The following is a 17,456-nucleotide window of genomic DNA, read 5'->3' as shown; positions in this document are numbered from 1 at the left end:
TGGTCCTAACATCGCCACCAATCCCCCCACGCCAATAAGGAAATTGAATCAGTCATATACCCTCAAATCAACAAGAGTTTTTCAACAACATTGGCTGAGACCGGACTTTCAACATAAACTACCACCCTCAACTGCTTCCTTTATCCATTACTTATACCTATTCCCCTGTAGGTAGATCTCCCTCCTTACAGACCTCTAGAACAGAGCTCCTGCATCCCGACAACAGCAGCAGTTCCAATCCTGGACCCACTAGTACTGCCCGTAGGTCTCACCCTAAGTTTCGGGCAAAAGGCCCCCAGAAATGCCCCATTTTCGAGGTGACACTAACTAAACCGATGAAAGGGATCATCCCGCTGGGTTTCCTACCACCCCAGCCAGTTTTCTCTCAAAATCGAACAGAATAAGGGCCTTTTAGCCCCTTTGAACTGCTGTATTTCCCAGTCTTCAGCAGATGGGATACATAGCACACCAAACCGGAGCCGCTCAAAGCGGCAGGCCCGTCACCGAGCAGGCCCCTACCTCGTGCGTCGAGGTAGGGTTTTCTACTTCAAGAAGCGGTTTCCCCGATTTTTTTCGAGGGGGAACCAAACCTATTTCAGCGTCTTTCTTTACGAACAGATCTCCCGTTCGACGCCGTGATGCGAGCCGAAAAGCTCCTCTTGGTCTATGAGCAAAAGGAACCGGAAATCGCGGGCGACCTGGAACGTAAAGAAATATCGACCTTTCTGACGTTAGCACCTCTGGGACAGAATTAGGGATTTGAACAACGGAGGCTTTCTGGGTCATCGTAACTGTTAAGGAGTAGTCGATGAGAAAGACAGCAAAAATCTCTAACGAGAAGATCATCAAAGACATCAAACGGGCAACCTGCAAGCTGTAACCTTCTGAAAGGAAGATCTGCGTCGACCAGGATGGCTTTCACAACGAAGACCACATGGCCGAAAATTCCAGTATCTGGCAATCTTAGGATCGGGGCTTAGTACAACAGCACTCAGGCGTCAAAATAGGAATCCCTTGAAGCGATTTGTGCAACAAAGTCTCTGCCCGCCCATAGCCGTCTCACATGGGAGGTTTGAAGGCTTCCCTACTGTGTCACTTAATCCCTCCTGCCGCGTTCTGAACAAGTTCTTCGACCAAAGCACGCCCTGCCCCGGGCAAAGCCTCGAGCGACCTAACTAATACAAAACGTTCGCGGATCGCCCAACCGTCGTCAATGCCGACCAGCGTGATCTGCATCGTTCTCATATGTCTGCGAGCAGCCGACTCTGGCAGGATACCAATTCCGACACCTGCCTCAATCATCCGGCACATTGCTTCAAAGCTGCGTAGTTTTACCCGCAACGCCCGCTCATAGCCGTTCTTTTCCATCAGCCCACGCAAGAACGCTAACAATGTGCTGCCTTCGTGCAGACCGATATGTTCGTACTTCAGTGTATCTGCAAAAGCGACGTGTTTGCAGTTGGCTAAGTCATGCCCCAGTGGCACCGCCAATAACAGGCGATCAGTTGAAAAGCGGATTGCTTCCAGACCTGTCTGATCAATCTCCCCTGAAACAATACCGAGATCCGCCGTACCATCGTGAATTGCGCGTACAATATCCTGCGTTAGCCTTTCCTGTAGATCGACGGTTACACCGGGCCGCGAGGCCAGAAACTCGGCCAGCACCTCTGGCATGAATTCGGTGACGGCAGTTGTGTTTGCAAAGATGCGCACGTGGCCTGATGTGTCGCTATTTGGTCCGGTGAAATCATCACGCAGATAGTCCACCTGACGTAGAATAATCTGCGCATGTCGCAGCAAGGTTTCGCCCGACTGGGTCAGACTGACACCTTTATTTCCACGATAAAGCAGTTGCGCATTCAGGCTTGCCTCAAGCGCACGGATACGAGCGCTGGCTGCGGGCGCAGACAGAAAGGTCCGTGCCGCGCCTTGGGTCAGGTTGCCTGTTTCGGCGATATGAACAAACAGGCGAATATCGGTAAAATCAAAATGCATCGACACCCCTTGCGTTCAGCTGTGCCGAACATAGCCTTAAAGAAAGGCGAATTTCCAGAACGCAAAATCAGGGTCATACTAACTGCAGAGGTTTGAAGGAGATAGGCACCGTGACGATTGACCTGAGGTATCTCAGCGAGTGGGTCGGGCGTTCGCAAACGATAGCTGATTGCATAACACCGTTTGCGTCAAACGCATTAACTGCAACCCTAAACCGAGACGATCCAGCCTATGTTGATCAAACGCCCCTGCCACCGCTTTGGCATTGGCTTCATTTTTTACCGATCCACAAACTGGAAGATGCTGGATATGATGGTCATGCCGCCCTTGGAGAGTTCCTGCCTCCGGTGCCATTGCCACGCAGGATGTGGGCTGGCAGCCGACTGAGTTGGATGGCACCAATGCGAATTGGCCGGACCTTGCTCAAAGTGTCGACCATTGTTTCCGTCGATCACAAGAAGGGGCGCAGTGGTGATTTGGTGTTTGTTACGGTGCGCCATCAGGTGTTCGATGGCGATGTACAAGGGATCGAGGAAGAACACGACATTGTCTACCGCGCCCCGGCTGATCCCAGCGAGCCGGTTCCTGTCCCACCGCAAGCCCCGGACAGCGGAGTCTTTTCGCGGGTCATTTCCCCTGATCCGGTTCTGCTATTTCGCTATTCCGCCCTGACGTTCAACGGTCATCGCATTCATTATGACCAACCGTTTTGTACCACGACCGAAGGCTATCCCGGTCTTGTCGTGCACGGCCCCCTTTTGGCGACGCTGATGCTTGACCTATTGCGGCGCGAAATGCCTCAGGCGCGTGTTACAGCTTTCGATTTTCGTGCGGTCTCACCAGTATTCGATACCCATGATTTTTCCGTCCATGGTCAGCCGAACAACGACGGCACCGTCGAACTTTGGATCTGCCGCCACGACGGCGCACTGGCGATGACCGCAACTGCCACCATTGAGGACACATAATGACTGATCCCCATAAGGACCTGCGTGATGCCCTGCGTTCCCTCTGCGCTGAATTTCCAGCCGAATATCACCGCAAGGTGGACGAAGACAAAACCTACCCTGAGGCCTTTGTCGACAAACTGACGTCTGAAGGCTGGATGGCCGCACTGATACCCGAGGAATTCGGCGGCTCGGGGCTGGGACTGGTCGAGGCCTCAATCATCATGGAAGAAATCAACCGTTCAGGCGGCAACGCCGGTGCCTGTCACGGCCAGATGTATAATATGAACACCCTGCTGCGGCACGGATCGGACGCGCAGAAACAGCAATATCTGCCCAAAATCGCCAGTGGAGAGCTGCGCCTGCAATCCATGGGTGTGACCGAGCCAACTACCGGCACCGATACTACCAAGATCAAGACCACTGCGGTAAAAAAAGGCGATAAATACGTCATCAACGGCCAAAAGGTCTGGATTAGCCGGGTGCAGCACTCTGATCTGATGATCCTTCTGGCCCGCACCACGCCGTTGGCTGACGTCACACGCAAGTCTGAGGGGATGTCGATCTTCCTTGTTGATATCAAGGCGGCCATCGGCAATGGCATGGAGGTCAAGCCGATCTCTAACATGGTCAACCACGAGACAAACGAGCTGTTCTTTGACAATCTGGAAATTCCTGCTGAAAATCTGATTGGCGAAGAAGGTTTGGGGTTCCGCTATATCCTCGACGGGTTGAACGCCGAGCGCACGCTGATCGCCGCTGAGTGCATAGGCGACGGGTTCTGGTTCATCGACAAGATCACTGCCTACGCCAAAGAACGCACGGTGTTTGGCCGTCCCATTGGCCAAAATCAGGGCGTACAGTTCCCAATTGCCGAAGCCAAGATTGAACTGGAAGCCGCCAATTTGATGCGGTGGGAAGCCTGTCGGTTGTTTGATGCACATGAGCCCTGCGGCGAGCAGGCAAACATGGCCAAATACCTGGCGGCCAAGGCCAGCTGGGAGGCGGCAAACGCCTGTCTGCAATTCCACGGCGGGTTTGGCTTTGCCACCGAATATGATGTCGAGCGCAAGTTCCGCGAGACGCGGCTGTACCAGGTTGCCCCGATCTCAACCAATCTGATCCTATCCTATGTCGCCGAGCATGTGCTTGGTCTTCCGAGGTCCTTTTAATGCGGCCGCTGGACGGCATCACCGTGGTATCGCTGGAACATGCAATTGCCGCGCCATTTGCTACTCGGCAACTGGCCGATCTCGGCGCGCGGGTGATCAAAATCGAACGCCCCGGTGTGGGGGATTTTGCCCGCGCGTATGATACCCGTGTGAACGGCCTTGCCTCGCATTTTGTCTGGACAAACCGGTCAAAGGAAAGCCTGACACTGGATCTCAAGAATCCGCACGCCTTGGCCATCCTGCAAAAGCTGCTGCAAGAGGCTGATGTGCTGGTGCAAAATCTCGCCCCCGGGGCTGCTGCACGGCTGGGATTGTCACGCGATGATCTGAAGGCAGACAACCCTGCCCTGATCGTCTGCAATATCTCGGGCTATGGCGAAGACGGGCCTGACAAGGATCGCAAGGCCTATGACCTGCTGATCCAGGCCGAAGCAGGGTTTCTGTCCGTGACTGGAACCCAAGAAACACCATGCAAAGCCGGGATCTCCATCGCTGATATAGCTGCCGGCATGTATGCCTACACCAATATACTCGCGGCTTTGATCCAGCGCGGCAAAACCGGCCAAGGTGCCTCTATCGACATATCCATGCTTGAGGCGATGGCCGAGTGGATGGGGTTTCCTATGTACTACGCCTACGACGGGGCCAACCCACCCGCACGCAAGGGCGGCAGCCACGCAACGATCTATCCCTACGGCCCGTTTATGGCCGGCGACGGGAAAGTCATGATGCTGGGCCTTCAGAATGAACGCGAATGGGATGTGTTCTGCAAAACCGTTCTAAAGGACACCTCGCTTGCGACCGATCCGCGCTTTGCCTCCAACGCCCTGCGCGCTGAGAACAAGGACGTGTTGCGCAATATCATCCTATCCGCATTTGCGGAACTAAATGCCGAGCAAGTGGTGGAACGACTGAATACCGCCGGGATCGCCAATGCGCGAATGAACGATATTGCGGATCTGTGGTCCCATCCACAACTGAGTGCGCGCGAGCGTTGGGGTGAAGTTGCAAGTGGGGCTGGCCCTATTCCAACTCTGCTGCCACCGGGGCGCAGCGATGCGTTTTCGCCGCGGCTGGGTCCGGTGCCTGAACTTGGCGAGCACAGCCGTACGATCCTGGCCGAGTTGGGCGTAGACGCGCAGGCCATCGCAGCATTGGAAAAGCAAGGCGCGATATGACGATTTTTGAAACCGCCCGCAGCCTGCTGTTTGTTCCCGCCGACCGGCCCGAACGGTTTGATAAAGCGTTAAATAGAGGTGCTGATGGGGTCATTATTGATCTGGAGGATGCGGTCGCTCCCATCGCCAAATCTGCAGCGCGGGCCGACTTGGCAGATTGGTTGGAGACAACCAAAGCCGACAATATCTGCATCCGCATCAATGATGTGGCATACCCGGATCACAACTTAGATCTTGCACTGGCCAGTCACCCAAACGTCAGTGCTGTAATGCTGCCAAAAGTTGACGGGGCCACCTGTTGTTGCTCGGTTAGCGCCGCAACAGGAAAACCCATCCTCGCGCTTATCGAAACGGCCAAAGGCCTGACCATGGCCAATGAAGTTGCGGCGGTGCCCACTGTTTTCCGTCTGGTGTTAGGCACCATTGATCTTGCGCTGGACCTTGGCATCGATGGCGACACTGAACATGGGGTCAGCCTGTTGGATCATGCCCGTGCAACGCTGACAATAGCGTCACGCGCCGCAGGCATTTCTGCCCCGGTTGATGGGGTCCATACCCGGATCGATGACCAAACAGGATTGGGCCTCGCCAGTACCAAGGCCCATGGCCTTGGTTTCACCGGTATGCTGGCGATCCATCCAGGCCAGATCGAGGTCATTCACCAGGCATTCCTGCCGACTACCGATCAAACCGCGTGGGCGCAGCGTGTTCTGGAAAACACCGCCAACAATCCGGGTGCATTCCGTCTTGATGGCCAGATGATCGATGCCCCTGTTCTCGCCCAAGCCCGCCGCGTGTTAGAGCGGGCTCGTGAATGAGATAGGTATCAGCCCTTACGGCTCGTGCTCAACCGACTGCTTGCCCTTGGTCAGCCCAAAACGGCGCCCGCAACTCACGTTTCATCACCTTGCCTGCACCAGACAATGGGAACGATTCACTGCGAAACTCGATACTGTGAGGGCGTTTGTAATTTGCGACCCGTGAGCGGCAGTGATCAATGATATCAGCCTCGGTGGGCGCGGCCCCCAGTTTTGGAACCACGATGGGCCCCGTTGACAACGACGTCACCCGGAAATTCGGGTGACCCGAAATATAGCCACCATCAACCGAATTGAAGCACTCTCGGCGGTTTAAGCTGGGAGCTTCAGGAAATCACACCAGACATGACAAGCGCCAACCCCACACAGCCAACGCCAAATTTGGCCAACAGGGGTTTTAAAGCAATCAGACCATAACTCAGCACCGACAGACCAACCGCCATGCGCAGAAAGGCAATCAGAGCGGCCACAGGAGCGTCAGCCAACCGCAGGATATCCGGGTTGGCAACCATACCCAGCGGAATAACATAAAGCCCAACCCCCAGCGCCATCGCCGTCAGGGCGACCTTAATCCAGCTCTCACCTATCATCCCTGCTGCGATAAACACCGCGCCGCACACCGGCGGGGTGATGGTGGACAGCAGCGCAAACCAGAATACAAACAGATGTGCCTGCAGCGGCTCTAACCCCTGTTGGATCAACGCTGGACCAGCTACTGAAACACAAATCACATAGGCCGCCGTGGTTGGCACCTCCATCCCCAGCACCAGACATGCCAACGCAGTCAGCAGCAGTGATGGCCACAGCAGTCCACCCGATCCGGACAGGATCAGTGAGGTAATTTTGACCCCCAACCCGGTAATCGACAACACCCCGATGATGATCGAGGCGCAAAAGATGATCGAAGCTATCATGGCGATCTGGCGGGCTGCATTCAGGACAGCCGACGACAGCCGTGCGGCGATCTGTTCTCGGTCAAAACGGGCCTCACGGTTGAACAATAACAAAACCGCACCAGCGAGGATCGCCATACAGGCGGCATATTGCGGCGTGTATCCTGCGCCAAACATACCCCACAGCAGCACTGAAAACGGCACCAGAAAAAACCCGGAGGTGATTATGACATCGCGGGTATCGGGTTGCTTGTTTGTCTCTATTGCACGCAACTCATACCGGTGTGAATAAGCGTTGATCCCCATCCAGACCGCAAAGAAGAACAGCACCGCCGGCAGGATCGCCGCCCCCATGATCGAGGTGTAGGGCACACCCGTCAGCTCTACCATGACAAAGGCCCCTGCCCCCATCAACGGCGGCATGATCTGCCCGCCGGACGAGGCGACTGCTTCGACCGCGGCGGCCAGACGTTTGGGATAGCCCAGTTTGGTCATGGTCGGCAGGGTGATCGCCCCGGTCGAGGCAACATTGGCCGAGGCTGAGCCCGAGATTGACCCAAACAAAGCCGAGGAAATGACCGACACCTTAGCAGCGCCACCAGTCAGCCGACCGGCCGCGGCCGCGGCAACGTTCATAAACCCCTGCCCGGCCTCGCCCGCGTTCAACACCGCGCCGAAGATGACAAAAATCGACACGACACCAACAGAAACACCGGTCAGGCTGCCCCAAATGCCGCCCTCGGCAATTGTCAGAGTACCCAGAAAGCTGCGCAGCGGGGTACCAGAATGGCCAAATTCGCCGGGAATATGAGCGCCAAATAGCGCGTAGGCCAGGGCCGCTGTGGTCACCAGTGGCAACGGCCAACCAATCGCACGCCGAGCGGCCTCGATCACACAGATCAGCAATGCAACGGCCATCCCAATCTGGAAATCACCCTCAAGAAATCCGTATTGATCCCCTAACATGTCGTAATTGACGGCGGTCCACAGTGCAGCAGACACCCCCAACAGCGACAGCACCTGCCCCGTGATCAACTGCAGTTTGGATTTGGCCCCAAAGATAAACACCCAAGGCAGAACAAACGCCAGATGCAGCGGACGGCTGACCAGGTTGGGTACTAAACCCGAGAAGATCAGCCCCAAATGAAAGGCTACCATCACGGTGGCCAACGCTAGCCAAAAAGGGCGGAAAGGAACTTCTAAGGTGCGATCATTCATGAAGACTGCTGCTCTTTCAATAACCGGGCCGGGCAGTTACCCGCCCGGCCAATTCGCGCTGGTTGTCAGGCCAACTTATTTCTGTGCGTCGCTCAGCTCAAACCCGGCCTCGGTGTAGTATTTCAGCGCACCGGGGTGAATTTTGCCGGTGATATTGGCCATCAAGCCCTGGTCCACACCGTTCCACCAGGCAGCCGCAGCACCCATGTCTGCCTTGCCTTCCCAATAGGTCTTGGTCATCGCATAGGCGGTGGCGTCATCCATTTTAGTGGTGGTAAAGGCCACAACCGGCAGTGAGGTGGTGACAATGTCGCTGTCCTGACCGGCATAGGTGCCAGCCGGGATCACCAGACGGGCGCGTTTGCTGGCGGTGATCTGCTCGTCGTTCAGCGACAGAACCGAAACTCCAGTCGATGCCGCAGCTTCGATTACATTCGGCGCAGGATAGGAACCAGCTGTGACAAACCCATCAATCTGACCGTTCTTCAGCGCAGCCACCGCACCCGACAGCTCGACATCGGCGATTTCAACTTTGCCCTCAAGGCCAAACAGTTTGAGGTATTTCTCACCTTCGCGCGCACCAAATGAGCCTTTGCCCAACAACAGTGTTTTACCCTCAAGCCCAGCGAAATCAGTAACGCCCGATGCCTCGGACATCACAAAATGCATGGTCAATGATGGGATCGGGAACAGCGCACGGATCTCGTCAAAGGCAGGATCTCCCTTGTCCTTGAACATCGCCTTGCCACCCTGGGCCAGACGCACCAACACTGGCGGCGTGGTGAACACATAGTCACCGCCACGGGCGCGAACTTCCATCACGTTCTGGACCGAACCCTGGCTTTCCTCAACCGTGACAACAATGTCGCCATCAGACCCGGCCTTCATGGCTTCGGCGATCTGCACCGCCATCTGGTAATAGGACGATGTGGTCTTGGCAGATTTATAGGTCACCCGTGTTTCAGCAGATCCTGACGTTGCAGCCAATCCGGCAAATGCGGCGGCGGCAACAATAGGTTTGATGAGTTTGATCATTGTTATCTCCCTGACAATGCTTTGGACGTTTTATCAAGCCTCGCAGGAAAATCGAGCGATACTTTGCACACTAACAATAATCATTACACAGTTTTGACTTCTGACCTCGCCTCACGCCTCCAAAAGATCAAGTGCACAGTGTAGATATGTACGGACCTTCGGGACACTTCCTGTAAATTACCCAATTTTGGGTGGAGGAAGTTTTGATGACGAACGAAGAACGCGACATTCAACGTAAACTTAGAGTGCTTCAACATGCCGAGAAGATTGGCAATGTAATGATCACCTAGCCGCTCAAGGATAGGTTTCGATGGCAAGGTTTAAATGCTGTTTGCGCTCGATCTTGCGGATCGCCGCATGCATCCACAAAGTGGAAACAGCAACCAAAGCAAACAACAGCATAAAGGGCGCGGTCCAGATCCCGGTGGCGTCCAGCAAGATACCAAATGCGATTGGCAGGATGAAACCGCCCAGCCCACCGATCATTCCCACAAGGCCGCCGACCGATCCAACGTGATTTGGGTAATAGTGTGGGATGTGCTTATAGACTGCGGCCTTACCAAGGCTCATCACAAAACCTAGGATAATGCTGAGAGTGACAAACAGGCCAAGGGATACGCGGATATCAAATTCAATGGCGCCATTGATCCCTTGCACGATATAGTGGCTGCCAGGATAGGACATCAGAAACAACACCATAAGCGATACCGCAAAGGTCATGTAAGTGACAAAGCGGGCGCCCCATTTATCCGACATCCACCCCCCTACAGCGCGAAATACTGATCCGGGTAGCGAATAAAGTCCGGCCAAAATCCCAGCAGTGGTCAGCTCCACCCCATAGGCACCGACGTAGTAGCGCGGCAAGAAGGAGGCAAGCGCCACAAAGGCCCCGAATACAAAGAAGTAATAGACAGAAAAGCGCCAGACCTGCATATTTTTCAACGGCGCAAGCTGTTCGGCAACCGAGACTGGCTTCTTGCCCAAGCTCTGGCGACGCTGATGCTCTGGGTCTGGCATGGCAAAGACATAGAACAACACGGCCGTGATCGCCAGCGCCACCGCATAGACCTTTGCTGTGCCTTCCCACCCCAGTGCAACAACCAGAAATGGAGCCGCAAAGTTGGTGATGGCGGCCCCGACGTTGCCCACACCAAAGACACCCAACGCGGTGCCCTGATGCTTGTTCTCAAACCAGCGCGATACATAAGCGACGCCAATAATGAACGACCCGCCAGCCAGCCCCAACCCAAGCGCTACCAGCAGGAACATTTCGTAAGTCTCGACAAAGGTCATCATCCAAACCGCGACGGCCGTGATCATCATTTGCAACGGAAATACAATTCGCCCCCCGAATTGTTCAGTCCAAAGGCCCAGAAACATCCGGCTGATAGACCCCGTTAATACCGGTGTTGCAACAAGCAGGCCAAACTGAGTGTCCGTCAGGCCCAAGTCCTGCTTAATCTGAATGCCAATGATGGAAAAAATGGTCCAAACCGCAAAACACACGGTAAAGGCAAAGGTGCTTAACCCCAATGCCCGGTGCTGATCTGCGCGAACAAAGCTATTTGTGTGTTGCATCGGTTTTGCCTTTATTCTGCTGCTGTTAAAATTGGAACGGCGTTGATCAAGGTCTGCAATTCCGCCTTGCAAGACCCGCAATTTGTGCCTGCGGCGGTGCAATTCCCCACCTCGACCAATGTTGTCGCCCCTTGATGAATTGCCGAGCGAATGGTGTTGACGCCAACGTTGAAACAGGCGCAGACCAAACGGCCGGGATCGGGTTGGCCAACCGCAGGCAGCCCCGCCAAGGCCGCCAGTGCCTGCTCATCGGTGCCGACCTGTGAAACCGCCCGCTGGCGATCTACGGTTACCGGAGAGGACGCGGCGAAAAACAGGCCCGTCAATCTCGAGCCCTCGTGGATGGCCACCCGCGTGATGCCTTTTGCACTGTCGCGCATCTGGCTGATGCTGCCAGTTTTGAGATTCAGAACGTTCCGCGCTTGTTGCACCCAGCTGGCAGGCATCTCTATGCCAGCCAGTTCACAGCTCCAACCGCTGGTGGTTTTTATCACCGCGCTATAGGCGGAACTGGCAGGCATCTGTGCAACTGAGACGGCAAAGCCGTACCAAAGCGCATCAAACCGGCGCAACTGCACTAGGCCTCCCTTTAGGTCTGGTTGGCCTGAAATTGGATCTATCGTTGGTGCAATTACCGCATTAATTCGTCCGGTGGCAGAGTTGGCCCCACTCCAGTGCATCGGGACAAAAACAGTGCTGCGCGCGATGCCGTCGGTGATCCTGGCCCGCACCACTGCCCGTCCATATGCTGATTGGATCTCAAGCAAATCACCCGGTTTCAGGCCTAATTCATCCGCATCTTTGGGGTGAATCTCGCCAAAGGGTTCGCTTTGATGTTGGCTGAGACGCGGCGATTTTCCGCTACGGGTCATAGTATGCCACTGGTCCCGGATACGTCCTGTATTCAGCTGGAAGATATTCCTGCGTCGGCGACCGTCATAGGTTGCGATGACCGGCACCATGCGTGCCCGTTTGTCACGATGGGAAAAGCCCCCTGCCCCAAAAAAACGATCGACGCCGGGGCTACCACTGGGTATCGGCCATTGAACAGGTGTGAATTCGGCATAACCGGCTTCGCTGATCGTGGCCAAACCGCTGATGTCAAAATCACCTCCCAAACCCGCCGCCTGCCCCGACAGGGCTGCGTATTCCCTAAAAATTTCGACGGGCGATTGATAGGAAAACGCCTCTGCCCAGCCCATTCGCTGCGCCACATCACAGATGATTTTCCAATCTGGCCGGGTCTCTCCCGGTGCGGACAGAAAGGCGCGTTGCAAACTGATGCGACGTTCCGAGTTGGTGACGGTTCCGGTCTTTTCGCCCCAGGCAGTGGCGGGCAGCTGAACATCTGTCACGGTGCTGGTGTCGGTCTGTTCCACCACTTCGGAGATGACGCTGAAATCAACGGCTTTGATCGCCTGGCTGACGGCATCCGCATCCGGCATCGACACCGCCGGGTTGGTGCCCATGACCCACAGCGCCTTGATCTGGCCAGAGGCACAGGCGCGAAACAGATCTACCGCTTTCAAACCGGGCTTGGTGCAGATCGTCGGTGACTGCCACGCGGATTGCACGGTCTTGCGGTGATCCGCATCTTCGATATCCAGATGACAGGCCAACATGTTTGCCAGCCCACCAACCTCACGCCCGCCCATGGCGTTGGGCTGTCCCGTCACCGAAAACGGACCCATGCCGGGGCGGCCAATGCGCCCAGTCGCCAGGTGGCAATTGAGAATGGCATTCACCTTGTCGGTGCCGCCAACCGACTGGTTCACCCCCTGCGAGAAAACCGTCACCACCTTTTCCGAGCCAATCCACAGATCGTGGAACAGTTGCAGCTCTTCCGCACTCAGACCCGTGTCCGCAGGCAGCGTTGACTGAGCGGCGCTGAGGGATTGTTCAAACCCATGAACATGAGCCTCAACATAAGCCTGATCCACCCTGCCCCGCCGGACGATTTCACCCAACAGACTGTTGAATAGCGCCGTGTCGCCATCCGGGCGCACGGCCAAATGTAAATCAGAGCCGTGTGTTGTGGCAGTGCGGCGGGGGTCTATCGTGATGATCTTCAATCCCGGGCGTTCGGACTTGGCGGCCTGAATGCGCTGGAATAACACCGGATGACACCAGGCAAGGTTTGACCCCACCAGTACAATCACATCCGCCAGCTCAAGGTCTTCATAGGTGCCCGAAACCGTATCGCTGCCAAAGGCCCGTTTATGCCCGGCAACTGTTGACGCCATGCAAAGCCGTGAATTGGTGTCGATATTTGCTGCGCCGATGAACCCTTTCATCAGCTTGTTGGCGACGTAATAATCTTCGCTCAGCAGTTGCCCGGACACATAAAAGGCGACACTGTCTGGACCATGTTCGCGGACTGCAGCGCTGAACTTACCTGCCACCAGATCCAATGCGCTGTCCCAATCTGTGGGTGCGCCACCGACATGAGGCGACAAAAGCCGCCCTTCTAGCCCCAACGTTTCCCCGAGGGCTGCGCCCTTGGAGCAAAGGCGGCCAAAGTTCGATGGATGGTCTGGATCGCCCTTTATGCTACCGTCACCCGATGCCAGCAATCCGCAGCCAACACCGCAATAGGGACAAGTGGTGCAAACAGGCTTCATGCGGCTGACCGCGCAGCCAAACGGCTGGCTTCCAGCAAGATCCGCCCGTTCAGAACTTGGGTGTCAAAGGTTGCGACCTGGCCGACGTCCTCTCCCTGCGCCATCCCGGTTTCCAGATCAAACACCCAATTGTGCAGCGGACAGGTGACGGATGCGCCGTGAACTATGCCTTCGGACAGCGGACCCTTTTTATGGGGGCAAGTGTCGTCGATGGCGTAAACCTTGTCGTCATCAGTGCGGAAGATCGCAACACAGCCAAGAGTGGTTTTGACGACGCGTGCCCCACGTTTGGGGATGTCGTTCAAACCAGCAATATCAATCCAGTTTCTCATTCTGCTGCCTCCAAAGTCAGATCAGCCAGCGCCGACCATTTGTCACGTTGAAAGGCTGGTGTGGCCTGTTCAGCCCAGGGATCCTTGCGGTAAACCGACTGGGAAAGCTCGAACCGCTCACACAGGGCGGCACGTTCCGCCAAATCTTCCACCACCCGCTCTTTGACCCAGTCGAGCCCGACTTTGGCGACCCATTTATAGGCACGATCCAAATAGCGCGCGTGTTCGCGGTACAGCTGGATAAACGCCACTGTCAGCTCAATCGCCTCTTGTTCGGTGGCAACCTTGGCCAGCGCTTCTGTTTCTTTCAACTCCATGCCGGCGGCACCGCCCACACTGATTTCAAAACCACTGTCGACACAGATGATACCGACGTCCTTGCAGGTGGCCTCGGCGCAGTTTCGCGGGCAGCCTGACACGGCAAGTTTAACCTTGTGCGGCGTCCAACTGCCCCACAGCAGCTTTTCCAACTTGATCCCCAACCCGGTGCTGTCCTGGGTTCCAAAGCGGCAAAAATCGGTGCCAACACAGGTTTTCACCGTGCGCAGGCCCTTGGAATATGCGTGGCCAGAGACCATCCCGGCCTCATTTAGGTCTGCCCACATATGTGGCAGATCCTGTTTCTTCACCCCAAGCAGATCAATCCGCTGACCACCGGTCACCTTGACTGCCGGAACATCGTATTTATCCGCGGCATCAGCAATTGCGCGCAGCTCGTCCGGGGTGGTCATACCGCCCCACATTCGGGGCAGTACCGAATAGGTGCCGTCTTTCTGGATGTTGGCGTGGTTACGTTCATTGACAAAACGGCTCTGGGCGTCATCCGCATAGTCTAACGGCCATTCAGCCAGTAGATAATAGTTCAGCGCTGGACGGCAGGTATGGCAGCCACACGAGGTCTTCCAGCCACATTCCTGCATAACCGCAGGCATGGTTTTAAGAGACTGACTTTTGATCATCCGGCGCAGATCTTCATGAGTCATATCGGTGCAGCCACAAATCGGCTGGGCTGCTGGGATAACAAATGTATCGCCCAATGTGCTGGCCAAAACCTGCTCCACCAACCCAGTGCAACTGCCACAAGAGGCTGAGGCTTTGGTGGTCGCCTTGAGCGCTGCCAGATCAGTTGCGCCCTTGCCGATGGCCGTGACAATAGCGCCCTTGCAAATGCCGTTGCAGCCGCAGATTTCAGCGTCGTCAGGCAGCGCTGCGATGGTTGCCAAAGGGTCCGTTGGCGCCCCCGCTGGAAAAGCCGGGCCAAAAATCAGCGTGTCGCGAATATCGCTGATGTCCTCGCCGCTTTTCAACTTGGCAAACAACCAGCTGCTGTCGGCGGTATCGCCATACATCACCGTACCGATGATCCGGTTGTCGCGCAGGATAATACGCTTGTAGATGCCACGCCCCGGATCCCGAAACACGATCTCTTCGCGCTCAGGGCCCTCGGCAAAGTCGCCGACGGAAAACAAGTCAACGCCTGTCACCTTGAGCTTGGTCGAAACAGCCGGGGCAACAAAGCCTGCTGGTTGGCCAATCAACGTCTGTGCCAGCACCTTGGCCATATCAAACAGCGGAGCCACCAAACCATAAACAGTTCGATCATGTTCGACACATTCGCCTACCGCAAACACATCCGGATCTGATGTCAGCAGTGTGTCATCCACCACAATGCCGCGTTCCACATGCAGGCCAGCGTCATTGGCCAGACGCACTTCGGGGCGAATACCGGCAGCCATCACCACCAGATCAGCCCCATGCACAGTGCCGTCTTCCATCAGCACAGCATCAACCTGATCTTTGCCCAAAATGGCCTTGGTATGCGCCTTGCAGTTCACCTTGATGCCGCGCCGTTGCAGCTCCTGCTGCAGTAAATACCCGGCTGCTGGGTCCAACTGGCGGTCCATCAAGTGGCCCATCAGGTGCAAAACGGTCACGTCCATGCCCTGTTCGTTCAAGGCCGCCGCAGCCTCTAATCCCAGCAGGCCTCCGCCAATCACAACTGCCTTGCCTGCGGGGGCTTGCGCTGCCTGTAGCATCGCAGTGACGTCATCCAAGTCACGAAACCCCACCACACCCGGCAGGTCATTGCCTGCAACCGGGATAAGAAACGAGGCAGACCCCGTGGCAATCACCAACTTGTCGTAAGATGTCGCACCATTGGCGGTAATTACGAGTTTCTGGGCGCGGTCAATTTTGTCCACCGCCTCGCCAAACCGGCAGGTCACACCGTGCTCGCGGTACCAGTCAGCATCGTGGGTGACGATGTCGTCGTAACACTTCTCACCTGCCAAAACCGGGGACAACATGATGCGGTTGTAATTGCCCCGTGGCTCAGCCCCAAACAGGGTGACGTCATAGGCATCCGGGGCCAATTCAAACAGCTCCTCCAACAACCGCCCCGAGGCCATTCCGGCGCCAATGATGACAAGTTTCTGGGTCATGTTGCGATCTCCTGAGCAAAAGCGGAGCCAGTATTCGTTGACGCGCAGCTGCAGACTATTTGCCAGCGTCCTGACCGGCGTAGGATGGGTTGGTCCTGTCTAACGACTTGCAAGCGTTGCTGTATGTTGCTAAGAATTCAGCAAGCCATTGCAAAATTTGCAACACCAAGGGCGTCACTCCACACAAGGCTCCCAACATGCGCCATTTGCTGGTCCTGAAATACATCGAGAAAATCGCGCGCACCGGATCACTGCGCAGCGCCGCCGAAGAGCTCAACATTACCCCATCTGCGTTGAACCGGCGCATTTTGGGGATTGAAGAGGAATTGGGGGTCGAGATTTTTGAACGACACCCCTCCGGGTTACGGCCTAATATTGCCGGTGAGATTCTGTTGAAACATATCCGCGACCAAATTTCTGATATGGACAGGGTAAAATCGCGAATAGCTGATCTTTCTGGTATGCGGGCCGGTCACATCAACATCGCCACCACTCGCGAAGTGGTGTCGTTTTTCCTGCCCACCCTGATCAAACGCCACTTAGCCGAGTTTCCAGCGGTCACTTTTGGCGTCAACCTGTTTGAAAGAGGTGAAGCCGAAACATCTCTGATCGACAATTCCAATGACATCGCCATCGTATTTGAGCCAATCCGACTAACCGAGCTTCAGATCGTCAGTTCGGTTCCGCAAACGCTGTACTGCATCATGTCTGCCGAACATCCGCTGGCAGACCAAAAGTTGCTAAAGATCTACGAGTGTGTAGATTACCCGCTGCTGCTACCTAAACGCCCAGAGGGCATTCGACGGACACTTGACGCTGCGGCCTCCAAGGTTGGCATTCTCCTAGAGCCCGCGCTTGAATCCAACAGCTTAGATCTGTTGCGGCTGATGTCTCAGGACAGTGAAGCATTAAGCTTTTGTCTGTCGATCAACCTTAGACCACAGCTTGCAGAAGATCATTTGGTCGCAGTCCCTGTTGATTTAAGAGGCATCCCCACAAATGCGCTGATTTCGGGATATCAACGTGGTCGCGCCCTACCCGTTGCAGCCGCACGGTTTCTGGAAAGCGTAAACAAAGAACTCTCCTTGCGATATTCCTGATGTGCTCAGGCCTGTCTTTAAACCGTATTTGGACCTGTCACGTTTTTGTGTCGCTCCCATTGCTCGTTTAAGCCGCTCTCCGTTCGAAGGTGACAGGATTTTTCCAGCCCAGTGCTGAGTGCCGACGG

The 17,456-nt window shown here is 55.6% G+C and carries 13 protein-coding genes; 5 read left to right on the top strand and 8 right to left on the bottom strand.

The genetic code is table 11. The features are described 5' to 3' along the window. Positions 1 to 1,092 precede the first annotated feature (1,092 nt). Complete coding sequence (locus tag DL239_RS20610; RefSeq protein WP_167685984.1) at positions 1,093 to 1,995, bottom strand: LysR family transcriptional regulator; 903 nt, start codon at positions 1,993 to 1,995, stop codon at positions 1,093 to 1,095. Positions 1,996 to 2,105: 110 nt separating this feature from the next. On the opposite strand from DL239_RS20610, the gene DL239_RS20605 reads away from it, so the two are divergent. From DL239_RS20605 to DL239_RS20590, 4 genes are read left to right on the top strand one after another with little or no spacing between them, the layout of a single operon-like run. Beyond that, complete coding sequence (locus DL239_RS20605) at positions 2,106 to 2,963, top strand: HTD2 family dehydratase (RefSeq protein ID WP_369410603.1); 858 nt, start codon at positions 2,106 to 2,108, stop codon at positions 2,961 to 2,963. Beyond that, on the top strand, positions 2,963 to 4,114 hold the full coding sequence (locus tag DL239_RS20600; RefSeq protein WP_167685983.1) for an acyl-CoA dehydrogenase family protein: 1,152 nt from the start codon (positions 2,963 to 2,965) through the stop codon (positions 4,112 to 4,114). Before DL239_RS20605 ends, DL239_RS20600 begins: the two co-directional genes overlap by 1 nt. Continuing rightward, positions 4,114 to 5,292: a CaiB/BaiF CoA transferase family protein gene (locus DL239_RS20595; RefSeq protein ID WP_167685982.1), complete on the top strand. Its 1,179-nt coding sequence runs from the start codon at positions 4,114 to 4,116 to the stop codon at positions 5,290 to 5,292. The genes DL239_RS20600 and DL239_RS20595 overlap by 1 nt, the downstream gene beginning before the upstream one ends. Then, a complete protein-coding gene (locus DL239_RS20590) occupies positions 5,289 to 6,110 on the top strand; it encodes an HpcH/HpaI aldolase/citrate lyase family protein (RefSeq protein ID WP_167685981.1) in 822 nt (273 codons plus the stop codon). Before DL239_RS20595 ends, DL239_RS20590 begins: the two co-directional genes overlap by 4 nt. A gap of 28 nt (positions 6,111 to 6,138) precedes the next feature. Here DL239_RS20590 and DL239_RS20585 read toward each other — a convergent pair whose 3' ends face one another. The 7 genes from DL239_RS20585 to nirB form a co-directional block, all read right to left on the bottom strand. Continuing rightward, positions 6,139 to 6,351, bottom strand: coding sequence for an AMP-binding enzyme (locus tag DL239_RS20585; RefSeq protein ID WP_167685980.1), 213 nt, complete (start codon positions 6,349 to 6,351; stop codon positions 6,139 to 6,141). A gap of 85 nt (positions 6,352 to 6,436) precedes the next feature. After that, positions 6,437 to 8,221 carry a TRAP transporter permease gene (locus DL239_RS20580; protein ID WP_167685979.1) on the bottom strand — a complete coding sequence of 595 codons (1,785 nt, stop codon included), beginning with the start codon at positions 8,219 to 8,221 and terminating at the stop codon, positions 6,437 to 6,439. A gap of 75 nt (positions 8,222 to 8,296) precedes the next feature. Continuing rightward, a complete protein-coding gene (locus tag DL239_RS20575) occupies positions 8,297 to 9,256 on the bottom strand; it encodes a TAXI family TRAP transporter solute-binding subunit (RefSeq protein WP_167685978.1) in 960 nt (319 codons plus the stop codon). A 294-nt stretch (positions 9,257 to 9,550) separates the two neighbouring features. Further along, on the bottom strand, positions 9,551 to 10,834 hold the full coding sequence (locus DL239_RS20570) for an MFS transporter (RefSeq protein ID WP_167685977.1): 1,284 nt from the start codon (positions 10,832 to 10,834) through the stop codon (positions 9,551 to 9,553). Between the two features lie 11 nt (positions 10,835 to 10,845). Beyond that, positions 10,846 to 13,455, bottom strand: coding sequence for a nitrate reductase (locus DL239_RS20565; RefSeq protein WP_167685976.1), 2,610 nt, complete (start codon positions 13,453 to 13,455; stop codon positions 10,846 to 10,848). Next, positions 13,452 to 13,787 carry a nitrite reductase small subunit NirD gene (nirD, locus tag DL239_RS20560; protein WP_167685975.1) on the bottom strand — a complete coding sequence of 112 codons (336 nt, stop codon included), beginning with the start codon at positions 13,785 to 13,787 and terminating at the stop codon, positions 13,452 to 13,454. Before nirD ends, DL239_RS20565 begins: the two co-directional genes overlap by 4 nt. Then, a complete protein-coding gene (gene nirB, locus DL239_RS20555) occupies positions 13,784 to 16,228 on the bottom strand; it encodes a nitrite reductase large subunit NirB (protein WP_167685974.1) in 2,445 nt (814 codons plus the stop codon). Before nirB ends, nirD begins: the two co-directional genes overlap by 4 nt. 197 nt (positions 16,229 to 16,425) lie before the next feature. On the opposite strand from nirB, the gene DL239_RS20550 reads away from it, so the two are divergent. Then, positions 16,426 to 17,328, top strand: a complete 903-nt coding sequence (locus DL239_RS20550; RefSeq protein ID WP_167685973.1) for a LysR family transcriptional regulator — start codon at positions 16,426 to 16,428, stop codon at positions 17,326 to 17,328. Positions 17,329 to 17,456 lie beyond the last annotated feature (128 nt).

This window comes from Parasedimentitalea denitrificans, from assembly GCF_011813015.1.
In the GTDB taxonomy this organism is placed as follows: Bacteria; Pseudomonadota; Alphaproteobacteria; order Rhodobacterales; family Rhodobacteraceae; genus Parasedimentitalea; species Parasedimentitalea denitrificans.
The sequence above is the reverse complement of the archived record's forward strand: the minus strand, read 5'-3'. Positions and strand labels throughout refer to the sequence as shown.

What these genes read in the sequence shown, in the direction of transcription:
- DL239_RS20590 (WP_167685981.1), top strand. Translation starts at nt 5,289, where the DNA reads ATGACGATTTTTGAAACCGCCCGCAGCCTGCTGTTTGTTCCCGCCGAC.
- DL239_RS20580 (WP_167685979.1), bottom strand. Translation starts at nt 8,221, where the DNA reads ATGAATGATCGCACCTTAGAAGTTCCTTTCCGCCCTTTTTGGCTAGCG.
- DL239_RS20575 (WP_167685978.1), bottom strand. Translation starts at nt 9,256, where the DNA reads ATGATCAAACTCATCAAACCTATTGTTGCCGCCGCCGCATTTGCCGGA.
- DL239_RS20570 (WP_167685977.1), bottom strand. Translation starts at nt 10,834, where the DNA reads ATGCAACACACAAATAGCTTTGTTCGCGCAGATCAGCACCGGGCATTG.
- DL239_RS20565 (WP_167685976.1), bottom strand. Translation starts at nt 13,455, where the DNA reads ATGAAGCCTGTTTGCACCACTTGTCCCTATTGCGGTGTTGGCTGCGGA.
- DL239_RS20600 (WP_167685983.1), top strand. Translation starts at nt 2,963, where the DNA reads ATGACTGATCCCCATAAGGACCTGCGTGATGCCCTGCGTTCCCTCTGC.
- DL239_RS20550 (WP_167685973.1), top strand. Translation starts at nt 16,426, where the DNA reads ATGCGCCATTTGCTGGTCCTGAAATACATCGAGAAAATCGCGCGCACC.
- nirB (WP_167685974.1), bottom strand. Translation starts at nt 16,228, where the DNA reads ATGACCCAGAAACTTGTCATCATTGGCGCCGGAATGGCCTCGGGGCGG.
- DL239_RS20595 (WP_167685982.1), top strand. Translation starts at nt 4,114, where the DNA reads ATGCGGCCGCTGGACGGCATCACCGTGGTATCGCTGGAACATGCAATT.
- nirD (WP_167685975.1), bottom strand. Translation starts at nt 13,787, where the DNA reads ATGAGAAACTGGATTGATATTGCTGGTTTGAACGACATCCCCAAACGT.
- DL239_RS20610 (WP_167685984.1), bottom strand. Translation starts at nt 1,995, where the DNA reads ATGCATTTTGATTTTACCGATATTCGCCTGTTTGTTCATATCGCCGAA.